This window comes from Agrobacterium sp. RAC06 (assembly GCF_001713475.1).
In the GTDB taxonomy this organism is placed as follows: Bacteria; Pseudomonadota; Alphaproteobacteria; order Rhizobiales; family Rhizobiaceae; genus Allorhizobium.
The window spans coordinates 107,599-125,808 of sequence record NZ_CP016500.1; the positions used below are offsets into that span (position 1 = coordinate 107,599).

An 18,210-nucleotide genomic window follows, 5' to 3' on the forward strand; every position below is an offset into this window, starting at 1 on the left:
GCCAGTGAGCGCCGACCAGTGTGACCGGAGAGGTGGCTGAGTGGTCGAAAGCACCGCACTCGAAATGCGGCATACTCGCAAGGGTATCGTGGGTTCGAATCCCACCCTCTCCGCCATAGTGAACCCTTGGGGTGCAAAGGCTTCCTCTAGGTCAATTCGCTTCTGCTGATCGTCGAAATCAATCATACAATTGACCAAGGCCACGTTTGAGGCACGCCCTCGCGTTGGGGCTTTGAGCGACTATGTGATCTAAACATTTTCTGCTGTGTGGCGTGCCGATCGATGCCAATCGCGATCGATGATTTTCTGAGGCTATCTGAGCTCGCGGTATCCCGGTGCGGTGGATTGGGGCATTCGTCTTGCAGTCGATTGAAGGCAGACGAGGAAGTTATCTGTGATTGCCTGTCGTAAACGGATCCGGATGCGGCGCTGCAACAATCAGGTCATTGATCTGCCTATGCAAACCTGAGCAACTGCTTGCAGTCCAGCCCATGAAAGAGTTCCTCATGATAGCGGTATTGTTACGGGTTTGGGCTCTCTTGCTTGGCATCGTGCTCATCATGCTGGGCAACGGCATGCACTTCACCCTCATTGGCCTTCGAGGTGGGATTGAAGGTTTTTCGCCAGCCGAACTGGCCATTGTTACCTCCGGCTATTTTATGGGCTTCCTATCCGGTGCCCGGATCGCGCCGGTTATGATCCGACGAGTGGGTCATGTGCGGGTGTTTGCAGCACTCGGTAGCTTCATGTCAGCTGGACTGATTGCCCTTCCTCTGCTGGCCGAACCTTGGGCCTGGACTTTACTCCGGTTATTGATCGGGTTTTGCATGTCCGGGATCTATGTCGCCGCGGAGAGCTGGCTCAACGACGCTGCTACCAATGAAACGCGTGGCAAAGTTCTGTCGGCCTACATGATCGCGCAGACGCTGGGCATTATTGGTGCACAAGGTTTGTTGTCGCTGGGTGACGCCGGGACTTCGGTTTTGTTCATTGTGGCCTCCATCCTTGTCTCTATCTCCTTTGCACCCATCCTTCTGTCCGTAGCTTCCGTCCCTGCGGTTCAAGTCGCGCGGCCCATGCCTTTGCGCCAACTCTTCAAAGGTTCCCCTCTGGGCACGGTAGGAATATTCCTTCTTGGCAGTGTTTACGCCACGCAATCCGGGATGGGGGCCGTGTTCGGCACTCAGATTGGCATGACGTCGGCGCAGATTGCTCTTTTCGTTGCCATGCTTTTTGCAGGAGCACTGGTCCTGCAATATCCCATAGGCTGGCTTTCCGACCGCATGGACCGTCGCAAACTGATTTTGGGGGCATCCCTTGTTGGGGCAGCCTTCTGCGCGCTTGGCTTGGTCTCCAGCGGCGAATTCTGGCTTCTGATGGTTTCCGCCTTTTTTGTCGGCGGCGTCACTACGCCGCTTTATGCCTTGTTTTTGGCTTACACTAACGACTCTCTCTCAGCGGAGGATATGCCGGCTGCCTCCGGAGGGCTTGTATTCACGTTTGGGCTTGGTGCGATCGTGGGCCCGCTCGTAACCGGATGGGCGATGCAGGCGATTGATCCTTACGCATTCTGGCCGGTGCTCGGGGCAACATTCATCGGAATAGGACTCTATGCGCTTTATCGAATGACTCAACGGGCGCCCGTGCCGATTGTTGAAACGGAGAGCTATCTCAGCGTCCTGCCCACTGCGACACCGGTCGCGGTAGAAGCTGCGGGTGCTTGGTCTTCGGAACAAGCAGAAAGCGAACGCGAAGCGGTAGCCAAACCCTGATTGGTGCGCGCGAACTGCAGCATACCGTGAGCTGCGATGCCTAAGCCGTCTGAGAAGTGACTGAGCTGGGGCTTGGGCCGATCACTTCAGTTCTGCAACCGATAGCGCACCGCGCGATTGCGAAGTGTGGTGCATTCTAAATGCTTGGGGTTTCAACGATCTGGCCGGAACTGAGCTAATATTGATTGCCGAGAAGCGCATCAATGGTGAGAACACAGACGGGACGGCTGTAGAAATAGCCCTGCCCGTGTTCACATCCCGCCAGGCGCAAGAACTGCGCCTGCTCGATGGTCTCAACGCCCTCCGCCACGACCTGAAGCTTGAAGCTCCTCGCCAGGTTCAAGATGGCCGTGACAATGGCACAGTCTTGTTCGCCGTCTGGCGTGTTTGTGATGAACGATCTATCGATTTTAAGACGGGAGAACGGGAGCTTTTTCAGCATATTCAAGCACGAATAACCGGTTCCGAAATCGTCAATTGCGAAAGTGACTCCCATATCGGTGAGCTCTTTCATCACGCCCACGGCCGAACCGATATCACGCATGACCGAACTTTCGGTAATCTCGATTTCAAGGAGCGACGGGTCCAAACCGCTCTCCCTGAGTGCAGTTTTCACGTGATCAACCACACCTGCATTTTGAAACTGCTTCGGCGACATGTTGACGCTCACCGGGACGCGGGCTCGACCATTCATGCTCCATTTTTTGGCTTGGTGGCAGGCTTTCTTGAGGACTGCTTCACCCAGCTCGACGATTACACCCGTTTCTTCCGCAAGACAGATGAACTCGGATGGAGGCAACATACCTTCCAACGGATGATTCCATCTGACGAGCGCTTCAACGCCGGACACAAGACCAGTTTTCAGTTCTATTTGCGGCTGGAAATGAAGCAGAAACTCATCGTTTTGGATCGCCTTGCGCAGTTCTTCGGCACGAAGAAATTTCTGCCGTGCGCGATCGAGGAGTTCCTGCCGCGACGAACCTTCAGATAGGTGGCATCGATCCAGAGGTATGGCCATTCCCCCTCAATGGGCCGGTCGAGGAAGGCCTTCACCTTCTCGTCGATCTCCTCGCAGAGCCGGGATACCTGGCTCGTGGAGATGCCGCTCATGCCCATCGCCTTGACGAGGTCATCGCCGGATCGGGTCGAAACGCTCTGGATGTAAGCCTCCTGGGTCACAGCAGTCAGGGCCTTCTCCGCCATGCAGCGCGGCTCCGGGAAACTCGGGAAGTAGCTGCCTGTGCGAAGCTTCGGAATACGCAGCTCGACGGTGCCCGCCCGCGTCTCCCAGTCCCGGTCGCGATAGCCGTTGCGTTGGGCAAGTCGGAAGCCGTTCTTCTCGCCATAGCCCGCGCCGGTCTTCGTCCCGACCTCCAGCGCCATCAGCTTCTCGGCAGCAAAGCCGATCATATCCCGTAGCAAATCGGCGTCGGCGCTCTTCTCAACGAGTGAGCGCAGGTTCATGATGTCGTCGGTCATCGGTGGTGTCCCTCAGGTTGGTCTTGAACAATCCGACCCTACCGGAAATCACCGATGGCTATGAAATCCAGCTACACCACGCGCTGGGACACGATCAGGCCGCCGCCGCGACCAATTTTTTCGCCCGCACCATCGAGAATAATGGCTGGCCCGAAAAGGTTGTCATCGACAAAAGCGGTGCGAATTTGGCAGGGTTGCAAAACATGAATATCCTGCTGCTATTGCGTGGTTGGCTCTGGCTGATCGAAGTTCTGCAAGCCAAATATCTCAACAACATGATTGAACAGGATCACCGTTTCATCAAGAAGCTGACAAGGCCAATGAAGGGCTTCAAATCCTTTCAAGCCGCATCAGCGACACTGGATGGGATGGAAGTCGCACATATGATCCGCAAGGAACAGTTTGCGACCAATGGCCATCAGCCTTTCAACAATTCGCCGCCCTCGCCGCATAACTGTGTCCAGCGATAGCCGTTTTCTGCGCCCCTGCCAAAAGTTTGCGACAGAACCTTTGGGTTTGCGTCGATGGCCGGGCCGGTTGACGAGAGGTTAACGGCAATCTACTGGTGACGCTTTGATGGGGGTTTGCAGTGCATTGGTATCTGGTTCACACGAAGCCCAGGCGCGAGCTCTGCGCTCTGGAAAACCTGGAGCGTCAGGGTTATGAATGCTACCTGCCTGCATATACAGCCGAGGTGGTGCGTTCAGGCACGCTGGAGGTTGCCGTTCAGCCGCTGTTTCCGCGCTATCTGTTCGTCCGCCTGGGGCGTGGCCCGACAGCCAAGAGCTGGACCCCCATCCGCTCGACGATCGGCGTCAGCAGGCTGGTCAGCTTCGGCACGGAGCCAACGCCGGTCGATGACAGGCTGATCGAGATATTGAAGGCCCGTGAGGCGCGACATGGTGCCGAACCGGTGCCCCTCTTCCGGAGCGGCGAAAAGGTGGCTCTCACCCACGGCGCATTCGACGGTATCGAAGGGGTCTATCAGATGACGGATGGCGATCGAAGGGCGATGGTGCTGATCGAATTGCTGAGCCGTCGGGTTGTACTGCGCGTGGCTTCTTCGAGCCTGCGCAAGGTACCGTGAGAGGTAGGCAGGGCATTTCGTGCTCTGAGAAGCAGGCAGATTGAGATACAGTCTCTCAGATTTCGCATTTCCGGTTCTGGCTCTGTCGCGGGCGTCGAAGCGCACGGTTGTTCTCTGCCTTGACACGGGCCTGTGCGTTCTGGCGCTTTGGTTCGCCTATTATCTGCGGTTGGGCGAGTTCGTTGCATTGTCGGGCAACGCCCTGATCGCCGCAGCGGCGTCCGTCGGTCTGGCGATACCGATCTTCATCGTTTCAGGGCTTTACCGCGCCATCTTCCGCTACAGCGGCTGGCCGGCCATGGTGACGGTCGCACGCGCGGTCGGCATTTACGGCGTGCTTTACGCCTCATTCTTCACCGTGATCGGTCTGTCCGACGTGCCCCGAACGGTTGGCCTCATTCAGCCGATACTGCTCCTGCTTCTGGTGGGTGCTTCCCGTGTGTTCGCGCGGGTATGGCTCGGGGACCAGTACCGCGACATTCTCAAGCGGGCGGCTCGGCCAAAGGTTTTGATCTATGGTGCGGGGCACGCGGGCCAGCAATTGGCGCAGGCGATGGCCAACAGCATAGAGATGCAGCTGATCGGCTACCTTGACGATGACCAGCGGTTGCACGGGCACGTCCTGAACGGCCTGCGGATATACGACCCTTCGGATCTGGAGAATCTTGTCACAACGTTGTCGATAAACAGCGTTCTCTTGGCAATGCCCCGCATCACCCGCCGGCGCCGCAACGAAATCCTCATGAGCATCCGCAAGGTCCATGTCGCGGTCAGAACGCTTCCGAGTCTGGTGGAGCTGGCGCAGGGCAAGGTGAGCGTGTCGGACCTGCGGGAACTGGACATCGAGGATCTGTTGGGGCGGGAGCCGGTATCGCCCAATCATATTCTCCTGTCACGCAATATCCTTGGCAAGGTCGTGCTCGTGACCGGAGCAGGCGGCTCCATCGGCAGCGAGCTATGTCGCCAGATTATCGCCATTGGGCCGGCGAAGCTCCTCCTGGTCGAGCAGTCCGAATTCTCGCTCTACGCCATCAATCAGGAGCTTGAGGAGAAGCGCAACGAACGCAACATTGCCTTGGTGCCGCTGCTGGCAAGCGTTCAAGATCGCGTTCGTATGCAGGAGATCATGTCGACCTGGTCTCCTGACACTGTCTATCATGCCGCGGCCTACAAGCACGTTCCGCTCGTCGAGCACAATCCTGCGGAGGGGCTGAAGAACAATGTATTCGGCACGCTTCATACGGCGCAGGTGGCTGCCGAGAACGGCGTGGCGGATTTTGTCCTGGTCAGCACCGACAAGGCCGTCCGGCCTACCAATATCATGGGAGCCAGCAAGCGGCTCTCCGAGATGGTGCTGCAGGCGCTCGCGGACAACTCGTCGGGAACGAAGTTCACGATGGTCCGCTTCGGTAACGTGCTCGGTTCGTCCGGCTCCGTGGTTCCTAAATTCCGTCAGCAGATCCGCGAAGGCGGTCCCATCACTTTGACGCATCTTGAGGTGACCCGCTATTTCATGACGATCCCCGAGGCGGCGCAGCTGGTCATTCAGGCGGGAGCGATGGCAAGAGGCGGTGATGTCTTCGTGTTGGACATGGGGCAGCCGGTGAAGATTCTGGACCTAGCTCGGCGCATGATCGAACTCTCGGGCCTGTCCGTCCGGGACGAGGACAATCCGGACGGGGACATAGAAATCACCGTGACAGGTCTGAGGCCTGGAGAGAAGCTTTATGAGGAGTTGCTGATAGGCGACAATCCCACGCCGACGTCGCATCCGCGCATCATGCGGGCGAAGGATGAGTTCGTTGATTGGAGCGAGTTGGAGGTGCGGCTCGCAAGTCTGGAGCTTGCAACCAATATCAATGACGTCGGGGTCATCCGTCAAATCATTCAATCGCTGGTCTCGGGCTATGTCCCCGATGCGCCTATTGTGGATCTGGTTTATCTCGAGCATGAATCGGAAGCCGAAGCGCTGCAACATATCTAGGGTCTTCCTGCAAATTGGATGTGACGCGCGGTGCGCTTGGTCTCTTGCAGGGCAGGTGGTGGCGCTTGCGAGGGTGTTGATATCGACAAGAGCTTCGCCGATGGCTTTTCAAAGCTCCGGTGATGCGCTATCAGGGACGCGCGTAGCCTGCAGCGGCGGCTTCGACAGAAAGGTGCCGCTGAAGGTCGATTGACCGGACTGACGTGTATGCGCCTGCGGCGCATGGCACTGCGGTAGCTTGTTCGATGGCCGCTACGCATTTTCCGCCCTTGCTGCTCTGCTGGCTCGCGATGGCGAGACGAACGGGGACTGCTCTCTGTTCCGAGCGACCGATGGCCGGGAGTGCTCCTAGCGACTGTCGTTCGCGCAGGGCTTTGAGTATTCGCAAGTGTCGGATTTAGGTTCGGCCGGGAAGGAAACGATTGTGAAGGTGCTTGTTACCGGTGCCGCGGGCTTTATCGGGGCAACTCTCGTCATGCGTCTCCTGCAGCGCGGAGACAGCGTTCTCGGCGTCGACAATCACAACGCTTATTACGACCCCTCCCTGAAGGAGGCGCGCATCGCGCGGTTTGCGAACCATCCTGCCTACACGCATCTTCGGCTCGATCTGGCGAACCGTGAGGGAATGGGCGAGTGCTTCGAGCGGTATCGGCCGGACCGGGTCGTCAATCTTGCCGCGCAGGCGGGCGTACGCTACTCGATCGAGAATCCCTACGCCTACATAGACAGCAATATTGTCGGCTTCCTGAATGTGCTCGAGGGCTGCCGCAACAACGGCGTGGAACATCTGGTCTATGCCAGCACGTCGAGCGTCTACGGGGCGAACACGGCCATGCCATTCTCCGTGCACCAGAACGTTGATCATCCGCTGAGCCTGTATGCGGCGAGCAAGAAGTCCAACGAGCTCATGGCCCATACCTACAGCCACCTGTTCGGGCTGCCCACGACAGGTCTGAGGTTCTTTACAGTCTACGGGCCCTGGGGACGACCCGACATGGCCCTCTTCAAGTTTACGAAGGCCCTGATGGCGGACGAACCACTACAGGTCTTCAATCATGGCAGGCACCGGCGGGATTTCACCTATGTGGACGATCTCGTCGAAGGCATACTCCGCGTCATCGACCGAACCGCGCGGCCCGATCCGAACTGGCAGAGCGATAACCCGGATCCGGGCACCAGCAACGCGCCGTGGCGGATCTACAACATAGGCAATAGCGCCCCTGTGGATCTGATGGATTATATCAGGGCGCTTGAAAATGTGCTGGGGAAAAAGGCCCGACTCGAGATGCTGCCGTTGCAGGATGGAGATGTGCCGGACACTTATGCCGACGTGAACGATCTCGTGGAACAGTTTCAGTACAAGCCGTCCACCACGGTTGCGGACGGCATTGCTCATTTCGTGAAGTGGTATCGTGACTATTACAGCGTTTGAGGAATATTGCATTGAAACTTAAGGATGTTAAGCTCGCCGTTATCGGCCTTGGTTATGTTGGTCTGCCGCTCGCCGTCGAATTCGGCCGCAAGAGGGAGGTCGTCGGTTTCGATATCAACCAGAAGCGTATCGACGATCTGAGGAACGGCGTGGACGCCACCTTGGAAACGACGCGCGAAGAACTCGCTGCCGCAAGACATCTGACATTCAGCTCATCAATTGATGACCTGCGCGACTGCAACTGCTACATCGTGACGGTGCCAACGCCCATCGACGCCTTCAAGCGCCCCGACCTCACACCGCTCCTGAAGGCGAGCGAGACGGTCGGCAAGGTGCTCAAGAAGGGCGATATGGTCATTTATGAATCAACGGTCTATCCCGGCTGCACGGAAGAGGATTGCGTACCGGTTCTAGAGCGGCACTCCCGTCTGAAGTACAACGCTGATTTCTTCTGCGGCTACAGTCCGGAACGCATTAATCCAGGCGACAAGGAGCACCGGGTCACAACGATCCGTAAGGTGACCTCCGGCTCGACGCCCGAAATAAGTGACCTGATTGACGCGCTCTACAATGAGATCATCACGGCAGGAACGCACAAGGCCGAAAGCATCCGGGTCGCCGAGGCGGCGAAGGTCATCGAAAACACTCAGCGAGACCTGAACATCGCCCTGATCAACGAGTTGGCGATCATCTTCAACAAGATGGACATTGACACGGAAGCGGTTCTGAAGGCTGCGGGCAGCAAGTGGAATTTCCTGCCGTTTCGTCCCGGTCTGGTGGGTGGGCATTGCATCGGAGTTGATCCCTACTATCTCACCCACAAGGCGCAGGCGATTGGTTATCACCCCGAAATCATTCTCGCCGGGCGCCGTCTGAATGACGGCATGGGCACCTATGTGGTGGCTCAACTCGTCAAGGCGATGACCAAGAAGCGCATCCAGGTCGAGGGCGCACGCGTGCTTGTTATGGGCCTCGCCTTCAAGGAAAACTGTCCTGATCTGCGCAATACGCGCGTCGTCGACATCGTGGGCGAACTGCGCGACTACAATTGCGAGGTCGACGTGTACGATCCCTGGGTTTCTGCCGAAGAAGCCAGACATGAATATGACATCACGCCGGTGAACGAACCGGCAAACGGCGATTACGACGCCGTCATTCTCGCGGTCGCGCATCAGCAGTTCAAAAGCATGGGGGCTGAGGCCGTCCGTGCACTGGGCAAGGCAAAGTGCGTGGTTTACGACCTGAAATATGTACTGTCGGCCGAGCAATCCGACATACGCTTGTGAGACAGATATGATTGACGCAATTTTGGACAGAAAGATCCGCATCGCCATTGTGGGTTGCGGACGCATCTCCAAGAACCATTTCGGTTCAGTCGAACGCCACGGCGCGCATATGGAATTGGTCTCAGTCTGTGACACCGATGAGGCGGCCCTAAAGGAGCATTCCGAGCGATACAATGTCCCGGGCTACAGTGACATGGAAGAAATGCTTCAGAAGGAGCAGATCGATCTTGTCGCCCTCTGCACGCCGAGCGGCATTCATCCGTCACAGGCCGTGCTCGCCGCCAAGTACAAGGTCCATGTGATGACCGAGAAGCCAATGGCGACGCGCTGGGCTGACGGCGTGCGCATGGTCCGCGCTTGCGACGAGGCGGGCGTCAGGCTTTTCGTGGTCAAGCAGAACCGCCACAATACTACATTGCAGCTGTTGAAGCGCGCGATGATGGAGAAGCGCTTCGGAAAGGTGCACATGGTGCATCTCAATGTCTTCTGGACTCGGCCCCAGTCCTATTACGATCAGGGTCATGGCTGGCGTGGCACATGGGAATTTGACGGCGGCGCCTTCATGAACCAGGCCAGCCATTACGTCGATCTCCTCGACTGGCTGATCGGTCCGGTTGAGAAGGTGCAGGCAATGATGAGCACCACGCGCGACATCGAAGTCGAAGATACGGGCGTTCTCAACGTGAAATGGCGCAATGGCGCCCTCGGCTCCATGAGCGTCACGATGCTGACCTTCCCAAAGAACCTCGAGGGAAGCATCACCATCCTGGGCGAGAAGGGCACGGTGCGCGTGGGGGGCGTCGCGGTGAACGACATCCAAATCTGGGATTTCGACGAGTCGATGGATTACGACCAGGAGATCATGGCGGCCAATTACGAAACTACCTCCGTCTACGGTTTAGGCCATCCGCTCTACTACAAGAATGTGGTGGACGTGCTGCGTGGCTAGGCCGAGCCGGAAACCGACGGCCGCGAAGGTCTCAAGTCGCTGGAGCTTTTGATCGCGGCCTACATTTCCGCGCGCGACGGCAAGACCGTTTCGCTTCCGCTTGAATATTGAGAGGCGGGGCATCATGACCTATCAGGTTCACCCGACCGCCATTATCGACGATGGCGCGGTGATCGGCGAGGGAAGCCGTGTCTGGCACTGGGTGCATGTGTGCGGCGGGGCGCGGATCGGCAAGGGTGTATCGCTCGGCCAGAACGTCTTCGTCGGCAACAAGGTGACCGTGGGCGACCGCTGCAAGATACAGAACAACGTCTCGCTTTATGACAACGTCACGCTGGAAGAAGGCGTGTTCTGCGGACCCAGCATGGTGTTCACGAATGTCTACAATCCGCGCGCGCTGATTGAGCGCAAGGACGAGTATCACAATACGTTGGTTCAACGGGGTGCTTCGCTCGGGGCCAACTGTACTATTGTCTGCGGCACGACGATTGGCGCCTTCGCCTTCATTGGCGCCGGTGCGGTGGTGAACAAGGACGTCAAGCCCTACGCGTTGATGGTCGGCGTGCCTGCGCGGCAGATAGGCTGGATGAGCGAATATGGCGAACAGATCCCCCTACCGGTGAAAGGGGAAGGGTCCTATACCTGTCCTCACACCGGAAAGCGTTACGAGCTTGCGGGTGACGTGCTGAAAGGTGTGAGCGCATGACAATTCCCTTCATCGATCTCAAGGCGCAGTATCAGGCTTTGAAGCCGCAGATACAGGAGCGCATCAACCGCGTTCTTGACCACGGCCAGTACATCATGGGTCCCGAGGTCAAGGAACTGGAGGACAAGCTGGCGGCCTATACCGGCGCGGCGCACTGCATCACCGTGGCAAGCGGCACCGAGGCGTTGCTGATCAGCCTCATGGCGCTGGGTCTGAAGCCGGGCGACGAAGTCATAACCACGCCTTTCACTTTCGTTGCCACTGCAGAGGTCATAGTTCTCCTCGGCTGCAAGCCGGTTTTCGTCGATGTCGAGCCTGACACCTGCAACATCGATGTCAGCCTAATTGAAGCAAAAATCACCGAGCGGACGCGCGCGATCATGCCCGTCAGCTTGTATGGCCAGCCGGCCGATATGGACGAAATCAACGCGATCGCGGCTCGGCACGGCAACATATCCGTTATCGAGGACGCAGCCCAAAGCTTCGGCGCGCTTTACAAGGGACGCAGAAGTGGACACCTGTCGGCGATTGGCTGCACAAGCTTCTTTCCAAGCAAGCCACTTGGTTGCTACGGGGACGGCGGCGCGATCCTGACCGACGACGACGCGTTGGCCCAAGCATTCCGCGAGATTCGTGTACATGGCCAGAGCAAGCGTTATGTGCACACCCGCATCGGCGTCGGCGGGCGCATGGACACGTTGCAATGTGCCGTGACCCTCGCCAAGCTCGACCGCTTCGAGTGGGAGATCGAACAGCGCCTTCAGATCGGTGCTCGCTACAACGAAATGCTGGATGCGGCTGGCGTGAAGCGCGTCCAGCAGCGCGCGGATCGCACAAGTGTGTACGCTCAGTATACCGTTCTGCTGGACGACCGGGACGCGACGCAGGCAGCCTTTCAGCGGGCCGGCATCCCGACTGCGGTCCACTATCCTGTGCCGCTGAACGAGCAGCCCGCTTACCAAGCGCTGAGCAACAGCGAACCCACACCGGTCGCTTCAAGCCTGGCCCGACAAGTAATGTCACTGCCCATGTCCGCGGACCTCACCGCAGAGGCGCAAGAGGCAGTCGTAGCCGTCTTGCGCGCCGAATAGGCCTGCCGGCTTCGTTATATTCATCACTGTCATGCATTGAACAGGGGAAACAGAATGGATCTTAAGGGCAAGAAGCTCGTTGTTGTAGGTGGTGCTGGTCTCATCGGCTCCCATGTTGTGGATCGTCTGATCAAGGAGGACATCAAGGAAGTCCTCGTTTACGACAACTTCGTTCGAGGAAGCCGCGAAAACCTTCAGGAAGCCCTGAAGGATCCGCGCGTCAAGATTTACGATGTCGGCGGCGACGTCATGCAGACGGATATCCTGGAATCGGCTTTCGAGGGCGCGGATGGCGTGTTCCATCTCGCCGCTTTGTGGCTTCTGCAGTGCCACGAATTTCCGCGAACCGCTTTCGACGTTAATGTGCGCGGCACGTTCAACGTCATGGAGGCCTGTGTCGCCAAGGGCGTGAAGCGTTTGGTGTATTCCTCTTCTGCTTCGGTCTATGGCGATGCATTGCGCGAGCCGATGGATGAGGATCATCCCTTCAATAATAAGAACTTCTACGGTGCCACCAAGATCGCCGGCGAGGCGATGCTGCGGGCGTTCCATCACCGCTACGGCCTGTCCTATGTCGGCATGCGGTACATGAACGTCTACGGTCCGCGCCAGGACTATCATGGTGCTTACATCGCGGTGATCATGAAGATGCTCGACGCGATCGATCGCGGCGATAGCCCGACGATCATGGGCGATGGATCTGAAGCATTCGACTTCGTTGCTGTTGAAGATTGCGGCCTTGCCAATATTTGCGCGATGAAGGCGGACACCGTCGACACCAATTATAACGTCGGCACGGGCAAGCGGACGTCACTAAAGGAGCTTGCCGAGATGCTCCTTGAACTTACCGCTTGTGAAAAGCCGATCAATTACGCGCCGCGCAGCCAGGCCACCCTTGTGCGCAACCGTATTGGTTGCCCGAAAAAGGCAAGCGCCGAAATCGGCTTCAACGCCACCATCGATCTGCGGGAAGGCCTGAAACGGCTGATCGCCTGGCGGGCCAATCACAAGGCGGAAGTAGCTGCTCGTCGCGCGGCTGTGGGGCTGGAAGGATGAGCGAGCCCGTGGCACTGAACGTTCCTATCGCGCGGACGAACCTGACCCAAGAGGAAATCCTGAGCGTTCTGGAACCGCTGCGAAGCGGCTGGCTTGTGCAGGGGCCGAAGGTGGGCTCCTTCGAGGACAAGTGGTCGGCCTTTACAGGCGCCGCCCATTCCGCGGCTACGACATCCTGCACCACGGCGCTTCATCTGTCATTGGCCGCACTCGGATTCGGTCCCGGAGATGAAGCCATCGTTCCTGCCTTCACATGGATCGCCACGGCCAATGTCGTGGAGCATCTCGGCGGCAAGACAGTGTTTTGTGACATCGACCTCAATACGTTTAACTTGAACGTCGAGGATGCGGCAGCTCGCATCACGCCGCGCACCAAGGCCATTCTGCCCGTGCACCTCTTCGGCCTTTCCGCCGACATGGACCCGGTGATGGAACTGGCCCGTGCTCATGGTCTGCATGTCATCGAAGACGCTGCTTGCGGCTTCGGCAGCCGCTACAAGGGCCGTCATGTCGGCACGATCGGCGACGCCGGCTGTTTCAGCTTTCATCCGCGCAAGGCGATCACGACGGGCGAAGGCGGCATGGTCACGACCAATAGCGCCGACCTGGATACGCGAGTTCGCCGGCTTCGCGATCACGGGGCCGCCATGAGCGACCTGCAGCGCCATCACGGTCCGCGTCCCTATCTGCTCGCGGATCATCCCGATGCAGGCTACAACCAGCGCATGACCGATGTGCAAGGGGCACTCGGAGCCGCACAGATGGACCGCGCCGAGGCGATTATTGCCGAGCGCCGCCGCTTGGCAACAGTCTATGACGAGGCTTTTGCCGGCCTCTCCTGGCTGCGCACGCCCACCGTTCCTCAAGGATACGAACATGGCTACCAGAGCTATGCCTGCCTGTTCCAACCGGAACCGGTGACCGGAGACTCGATCCGGCGGGTCAACGCGCAGCGTAACGCCTGGATGGACGAGCTGCAGCGGGCAGGCGTTTCGACCCGGCCGGCGACCCACGCCGTGCACATGCTGTCCTACTATCGTGAAACCTACAAGCTGCGCGAAGAGGACTTTCCGATGGCCTGGGCGGCTAACGACTGCAGCATCTCGCTACCGCTTTTCCACGGCATGACCGAGGCCGAGCAGGCGCATGTGATCAAAACGGTACTGGCGAGAGCCCTCTGATGTGTGGTCTGGCGGGGCTTCTTCATCTGGACGGCGCACCGGCATCGCCGGTCGTCCTGAAAGCTATGACCGATGCCATCGCCCATCGCGGTCCTGACGGCGAAGGCCAATGGATCGAGGGCAATATTGGCCTCGGTCACCGCCGATTGGCAATCATTGACTTGTCGCCGGCCGGTCATCAGCCGATGATCAGCACCGATCATCGCTATGTGCTGAGCTATAATGGCGAGGTCTACAATTACCGCGAGCTTCGGGCTGAACTTGAGGCCGAAGGCATCTGGTTCCGCAGCCAGAGCGATACGGAAGTTGTTCTTTACGCTCTGGCGCATTGGGGGCCGGAGGCGTTGCTGCGCTTCAACGGCATGTACGCGCTTGCCCTCTGGGACCGCAAGGAGAGGCGCCTTCTTCTCGCCCGCGACCGATACGGCATCAAGCCGCTCTATTACTGCGAGCAGGGTCGCACATTGGCCTTTGGCTCCGAGCAGAAGGCGATTACCGCCCAGCCTGGCTTCCAGCGCCGGCTGAACAAGCCTGCGCTTCTGGAATACTTTACCTTCCAGAATCTCTTCACCGATCAGACGCTGCTGGAAGATGTTCATCTCCTTCCGGCTGGACATTACGCTACCCTCAGCCTGGACCAACCGACCCTTCAGGTTCAACGCTACTGGGACTACCGGTTCCGCGAGCCCGATGGTCCAGTCGACCGTGTGGAGTATCAGGAAGAGCTTGCACGGCTTTTCCGGCAGGCCGTCAATCGTCAGCTGGTCAGCGATGTCGAACTCGGAGCCTATCTCAGCGGCGGCATGGATTCCGGTTCCATCACCGCGCTTGCCGCACAGCAATTTCCATTTCTCAAGAGCTTCACCTGCGGTTTTGACCTCAGCTCGGCCTCGGGCATCGAGCTGGCATTCGATGAGCGAACCAAGGCGGAGGCCATGTCCGCCCGGTTCAAGACCGAGCACTACGAAATGGTGCTGAAGGCCGGCGATATGGAACGCTGCCTGCCCAAGCTGGCATGGCATCTGGAAGAGCCGCGCGTGGGGCAGAGCTATCCGAACTTCTATGCCTCCAAGCTTGCCAGCAAGTTCGTCAAGGTCGTCCTGTCTGGCGCCGGTGGCGATGAGTTGTTCGGCGGTTATCCCTGGCGCTACTACCGTGCGGCGATCAATCAGGATTTCGAACACTATATCGACCAGTACTATACATTTTGGCAGCGATTGATTCCGAATAAGGCGCTGGCGAAGGTCTTTGCGCCGATCTGGGGCGACGTGAAGCATGTCTGGACGCGCGACATTTTCCGCAATGTCTTCCTGACCCACGACAACGAACTGGATCGGCCGGAAGACTACATCAATCATTCGCTCTACTTCGAGGCGAAGACCTTCCTGCACGGCCTGTTCGTTGTCGACGACAAACTCAGCATGGCACACGGCCTTGAGGCCCGCGTGCCGTTCATGGACAACGATCTGGTTGACTTCGCCATGCGTTGTCCGGTGAGCCTGAAGCTCAATAATCTCCAGAACGTGCTGCGCATCAACGAGAACGAACCCGGGAGCAAGGCGGGGCTGTATTTCCAGAAGACCAACGACGGCAAGCAGATCCTGCGTGACGTGATGTCAAAGCTGATCCCGCAGGACGTTACCAAGGCTGAGAAGCAGGGATTTTCGTCGCCGGATGCCAGCTGGTTCAAAGGTGAGAGCATCGATTTTGTCCGCGCGACCCTGCTCGACCCCAAGGCGCGCATCTACGATCTGTTCGACCGTGATGCGGTGCTGTCGCTGGTCAACGAACACATGCGTGGTGAACAGAACAGGCGGCTGCTGATCTGGTCGCTGCTCAATGTCGAAGCCTGGATGAAGAGCTCGCTGTGAAGCTGGTATTTGTTGGTGCAAGCCGCTTCGGATTGCGGTGCCTCGATCTCGCATGCCGTCTGCCGGGGATCGATCTGGTTGGGGTTGTAACCGCGCCGCGGACGTTTTCGATTTCCTACCGTCCCGAGGGCGTCACCAACGTTCTGTATGTGGATGTTGCCCAATTTGCCGAGGAGCGTGGGCTGCCCTGCGCTGTCCTTCAGAGCGCCATGAACGATCCAGCGCTTTTCGAGGAAGTACGATCGTGGAAGCCTGACGGCTTCTTGGTCGCTGGGTGGTATCACATGATTCCCAAGGCGTGGCGCCGGCTGGCCCCGGCCTACGGCTTGCACGCTTCGTTGCTGCCGGACTACAGCGGCGGCGCTCCGCTTGTATGGGCCATGATCAACGGCGAGACGCGCACCGGTATCACCTTGTTCGAAATGGACGACGGGGTTGATACCGGGCCAATTCTCGGCCAAGCGGAAGAACCGATCTTCGAAGACGACACGATTGCTACTCTGTACGCCCGCATCGAGGACAGGGGATTGGCGCTTCTGTACGATGCGCTGCCCCGCATGGCCGATGGTACGCTGAAGGCGCATCCGCAGCTGGCGGGCGGGCGCCGGGTCATGCCGCAGCGGAGCCCGCAAGACGGAGTGCTCGACTGGGTGCGCGATAGCCGCTATCTTCAGCGCTTTGTGCGGGCGCAAACTAGGCCCTATCCCGGCGCATTTACCTGGCTTCGTGGAGAAAAGATGTATGTTTGGGCGGCGCGAGGACTGGACAAGAGCGCTGCTGCAACGCCGGGGATTGTGATCGCGACGGATGAGGACGACCGTGCGGTGGTCTGTGGGCAAGGCATGCTGCATCTGCAAGAGGCGGAATACCAGGGACGGATATTGCGGGGCGAGGAACTTGCCGCGTTCGTCCAGCCGGGAGACCGGCTTGATCTGGGCCCGGCAGAATGAGTGCAGCGCGTTGTCGCTTTTTCATTGTTTGACAGGTTGATGCGATCATGACTCTCTCCGAACAGGACACTCGCATGCGGGCCGGACATCAGGCAACGGTTCCACCTTGCCAAGGCGATCCGGACACGCAGAAGCGTACTGGCGGAGTGCAGAGGCTCAATCCGGATATATACAAGGCAGGGTTGCGCATCTGCAGCCGTTGCATCTACGATGAGCGAGTACCGGCGATCCAATTCGACGAAGCGGGCGTCTGCAACTATTGCCGGCAGGTCGAGATGCTCAAGGAGCAGTATGGGACCGGACAGCCCAAGGGTGAAGCCGCTTTCGCCGCGATAATCGAGGACATCAAGCGTGACGGACGCGGCAAGCGCTACGATTGTATCGTTGGTGTCAGCGGCGGGACAGACTCATCCTATCTGGTCTACATGGCCAAGCAATGGGGCTTGCGTCCTTTGGCCGTCCACTACGACAACACCTGGAATTCCGCGATTGCGACAATGAACATTCACAAGGTCCTGAGCGGCCTGGACGTGGATCTTTACACGCATGTAGTGGCCAACAAGGAAGCCGATGATATCTTTCGCTCCTTTTTTCTGGCAGGCGTGGCGGAAATCGAAGCCTCGACAGATTTGGGGTATGCCTATCTGCTAAGGATGGTCGCCGCAAAATATTCGGTCGGATACATTCTCGAAGGGCACTCCTTTGCCGAGGAGGGCATCACCCCCTTGGGGCGCAATTACTTCGACGGCCGATACATTCAGGGGATTCATGCCCGCTTCGGTCGTCAACCGATCGAGACTTATCCGCTGATGACATTCTCGCGCTTCTTGTGGTCAGCCCTGTTCCGCCGTGTAAAATTCATCCGCCCGCTGTGGTATCTGCAATATTCCAAGGAAGATGCAAAAGCCATGCTGGCGGAGCGTTTCGGATGGCAGTACTACGGTGGGCACCACCTCGAAAACCGGATGACTTCATTTTTTCACAGTGTCTATCTGCCGCAGAAATTCGGCGCGGACATGCGCAACAATACGCTTTCGGCGCGTGTCCGCAACGGGACCCTGTCGCGCGCCGAGGCATGGGCAGAGTACAACACACCCCCTTATATAGAAGAGGAACTGGTCTCCTACTTCAGGAAGCGCCTGGACATCAGCGACGAGCAGTACGACGCGGTCATGTCGGAACCGCCGAAGAACTGGACGGAATATCCGACCTACAAGAAACGGTTCGAACTCTTCAGGCCGCTATTTTTTGTTCTGGCGAAGGCCAACCTTGTTCCGATGAGTTTCTACCTGAAATATTGCTTCCCTTCGAAAGTTCCAGCCTGATGAAGTCAGTTGTGTACAAGGCCCGGCGGCGATCTGGCGAG

Annotated in this window: 13 protein-coding genes, 1 tRNA gene and 3 pseudogenes; 15 read left to right on the forward strand and 2 right to left on the reverse strand. The window is 58.3% G+C overall.

Annotated elements, in window-relative coordinates:
* Positions 1–26: 26 nt before the first annotated feature.
* Both BSY240_RS22505 and BSY240_RS22510 read left to right on the forward strand, forming a co-directional pair.
* Positions 27–116 (forward strand) — tRNA-Ser (locus tag BSY240_RS22505).
* 390 nt (positions 117–506) lie between these two features.
* The gene (locus BSY240_RS22510) at positions 507–1,772 is read left to right on the forward strand and encodes an MFS transporter (protein ID WP_069044170.1); all 1,266 of its coding nucleotides are present in this window, start codon (positions 507–509) and stop codon (positions 1,770–1,772) included.
* 175 nt (positions 1,773–1,947) lie between these two features.
* Here the strand turns inward: BSY240_RS22510 and BSY240_RS22515 are convergent, their stop codons facing one another.
* On the reverse strand, positions 1,948–2,790 hold the full coding sequence (locus BSY240_RS22515; RefSeq protein WP_236759411.1) for a putative bifunctional diguanylate cyclase/phosphodiesterase: 843 nt from the start codon (positions 2,788–2,790) through the stop codon (positions 1,948–1,950).
* Positions 2,742–3,251, reverse strand: a pseudogene (locus tag BSY240_RS22520) (transposase); the annotation flags it as partial. The gene BSY240_RS22515 and the pseudogene BSY240_RS22520, both read right to left, overlap by 49 nt.
* Positions 3,252–3,355: 104 nt before the next feature.
* Between BSY240_RS22520 and BSY240_RS22525 the strand changes: the two are divergent.
* The 13 genes and pseudogenes from BSY240_RS22525 to BSY240_RS22585 form a co-directional block, all read left to right on the forward strand.
* Positions 3,356–3,705, forward strand: a pseudogene (locus tag BSY240_RS22525) (DDE-type integrase/transposase/recombinase); the annotation flags it as partial.
* 135 nt (positions 3,706–3,840) lie between these two features.
* Positions 3,841–4,338, forward strand: a complete 498-nt coding sequence (rfaH, locus tag BSY240_RS22530) for a transcription/translation regulatory transformer protein RfaH (RefSeq protein ID WP_069044172.1) — start codon at positions 3,841–3,843, stop codon at positions 4,336–4,338.
* 40 nt (positions 4,339–4,378) lie between these two features.
* Positions 4,379–6,322 carry a polysaccharide biosynthesis protein gene (locus tag BSY240_RS22535; protein WP_069044173.1) on the forward strand — a complete coding sequence of 648 codons (1,944 nt, stop codon included), beginning with the start codon at positions 4,379–4,381 and terminating at the stop codon, positions 6,320–6,322.
* Between the two features lie 424 nt (positions 6,323–6,746).
* Positions 6,747–7,754: an NAD-dependent epimerase gene (locus BSY240_RS22540; RefSeq protein ID WP_069044174.1), complete on the forward strand. Its 1,008-nt coding sequence runs from the start codon at positions 6,747–6,749 to the stop codon at positions 7,752–7,754.
* An 11-nt stretch (positions 7,755–7,765) separates the two neighbouring features.
* Positions 7,766–9,040 carry a Vi polysaccharide biosynthesis UDP-N-acetylglucosamine C-6 dehydrogenase TviB gene (gene tviB / locus BSY240_RS22545; protein ID WP_069044175.1) on the forward strand — a complete coding sequence of 425 codons (1,275 nt, stop codon included), beginning with the start codon at positions 7,766–7,768 and terminating at the stop codon, positions 9,038–9,040.
* 7 nt (positions 9,041–9,047) lie between these two features.
* Positions 9,048–10,100, forward strand: a pseudogene (locus BSY240_RS22550) (Gfo/Idh/MocA family protein).
* A 13-nt stretch (positions 10,101–10,113) separates the two neighbouring features.
* Positions 10,114–10,695, forward strand: a complete 582-nt coding sequence (locus BSY240_RS22555) for an acyltransferase (protein ID WP_069044176.1) — start codon at positions 10,114–10,116, stop codon at positions 10,693–10,695.
* Positions 10,692–11,786 carry a DegT/DnrJ/EryC1/StrS family aminotransferase gene (locus tag BSY240_RS22560; RefSeq protein ID WP_069044177.1) on the forward strand — a complete coding sequence of 365 codons (1,095 nt, stop codon included), beginning with the start codon at positions 10,692–10,694 and terminating at the stop codon, positions 11,784–11,786. Before BSY240_RS22555 ends, BSY240_RS22560 begins: the two co-directional genes overlap by 4 nt.
* Before the next feature lie 54 nt (positions 11,787–11,840).
* Entirely contained in the window at positions 11,841–12,842 is a 1,002-nt protein-coding gene (locus BSY240_RS22565; RefSeq protein WP_069044178.1) for an NAD-dependent epimerase/dehydratase family protein, read from the forward strand.
* 8 nt (positions 12,843–12,850) lie between these two features.
* On the forward strand, positions 12,851–14,023 hold the full coding sequence (locus BSY240_RS22570) for a DegT/DnrJ/EryC1/StrS family aminotransferase (protein WP_335622549.1): 1,173 nt from the start codon (positions 12,851–12,853) through the stop codon (positions 14,021–14,023).
* The gene (gene asnB, locus BSY240_RS22575; RefSeq protein WP_069044180.1) at positions 14,023–15,894 is read left to right on the forward strand and encodes an asparagine synthase (glutamine-hydrolyzing); all 1,872 of its coding nucleotides are present in this window, start codon (positions 14,023–14,025) and stop codon (positions 15,892–15,894) included. Before BSY240_RS22570 ends, asnB begins: the two co-directional genes overlap by 1 nt.
* Positions 15,891–16,844 (forward strand): methionyl-tRNA formyltransferase, encoded by a 954-nt coding sequence (locus BSY240_RS22580; protein ID WP_069044181.1) that lies wholly within the window; start codon positions 15,891–15,893, stop codon positions 16,842–16,844. The genes asnB and BSY240_RS22580 overlap by 4 nt, the downstream gene beginning before the upstream one ends.
* 47 nt (positions 16,845–16,891) lie before the next feature.
* Positions 16,892–18,169 carry an N-acetyl sugar amidotransferase gene (locus tag BSY240_RS22585; RefSeq protein ID WP_236759412.1) on the forward strand — a complete coding sequence of 426 codons (1,278 nt, stop codon included), beginning with the start codon at positions 16,892–16,894 and terminating at the stop codon, positions 18,167–18,169.
* Positions 18,170–18,210 lie beyond the last annotated feature (41 nt).

Bases quoted from the DNA above. Each gene is read 5' to 3' on its own strand.
- BSY240_RS22510 (WP_069044170.1), top strand. From the start codon at position 507: ATGATAGCGGTATTGTTACGGGTTTGGGCTCTCTTGCTTGGCATCGTG.
- BSY240_RS22515 (WP_236759411.1), bottom strand. From the start codon at position 2,790: ATGGCCATACCTCTGGATCGATGCCACCTATCTGAAGGTTCGTCGCGG.
- BSY240_RS22555 (WP_069044176.1), top strand. From the start codon at position 10,114: ATGACCTATCAGGTTCACCCGACCGCCATTATCGACGATGGCGCGGTG.
- BSY240_RS22560 (WP_069044177.1), top strand. From the start codon at position 10,692: ATGACAATTCCCTTCATCGATCTCAAGGCGCAGTATCAGGCTTTGAAG.
- BSY240_RS22565 (WP_069044178.1), top strand. From the start codon at position 11,841: ATGGATCTTAAGGGCAAGAAGCTCGTTGTTGTAGGTGGTGCTGGTCTC.
- asnB (WP_069044180.1), top strand. From the start codon at position 14,023: ATGTGTGGTCTGGCGGGGCTTCTTCATCTGGACGGCGCACCGGCATCG.
- BSY240_RS22585 (WP_236759412.1), top strand. From the start codon at position 16,892: ATGACTCTCTCCGAACAGGACACTCGCATGCGGGCCGGACATCAGGCA.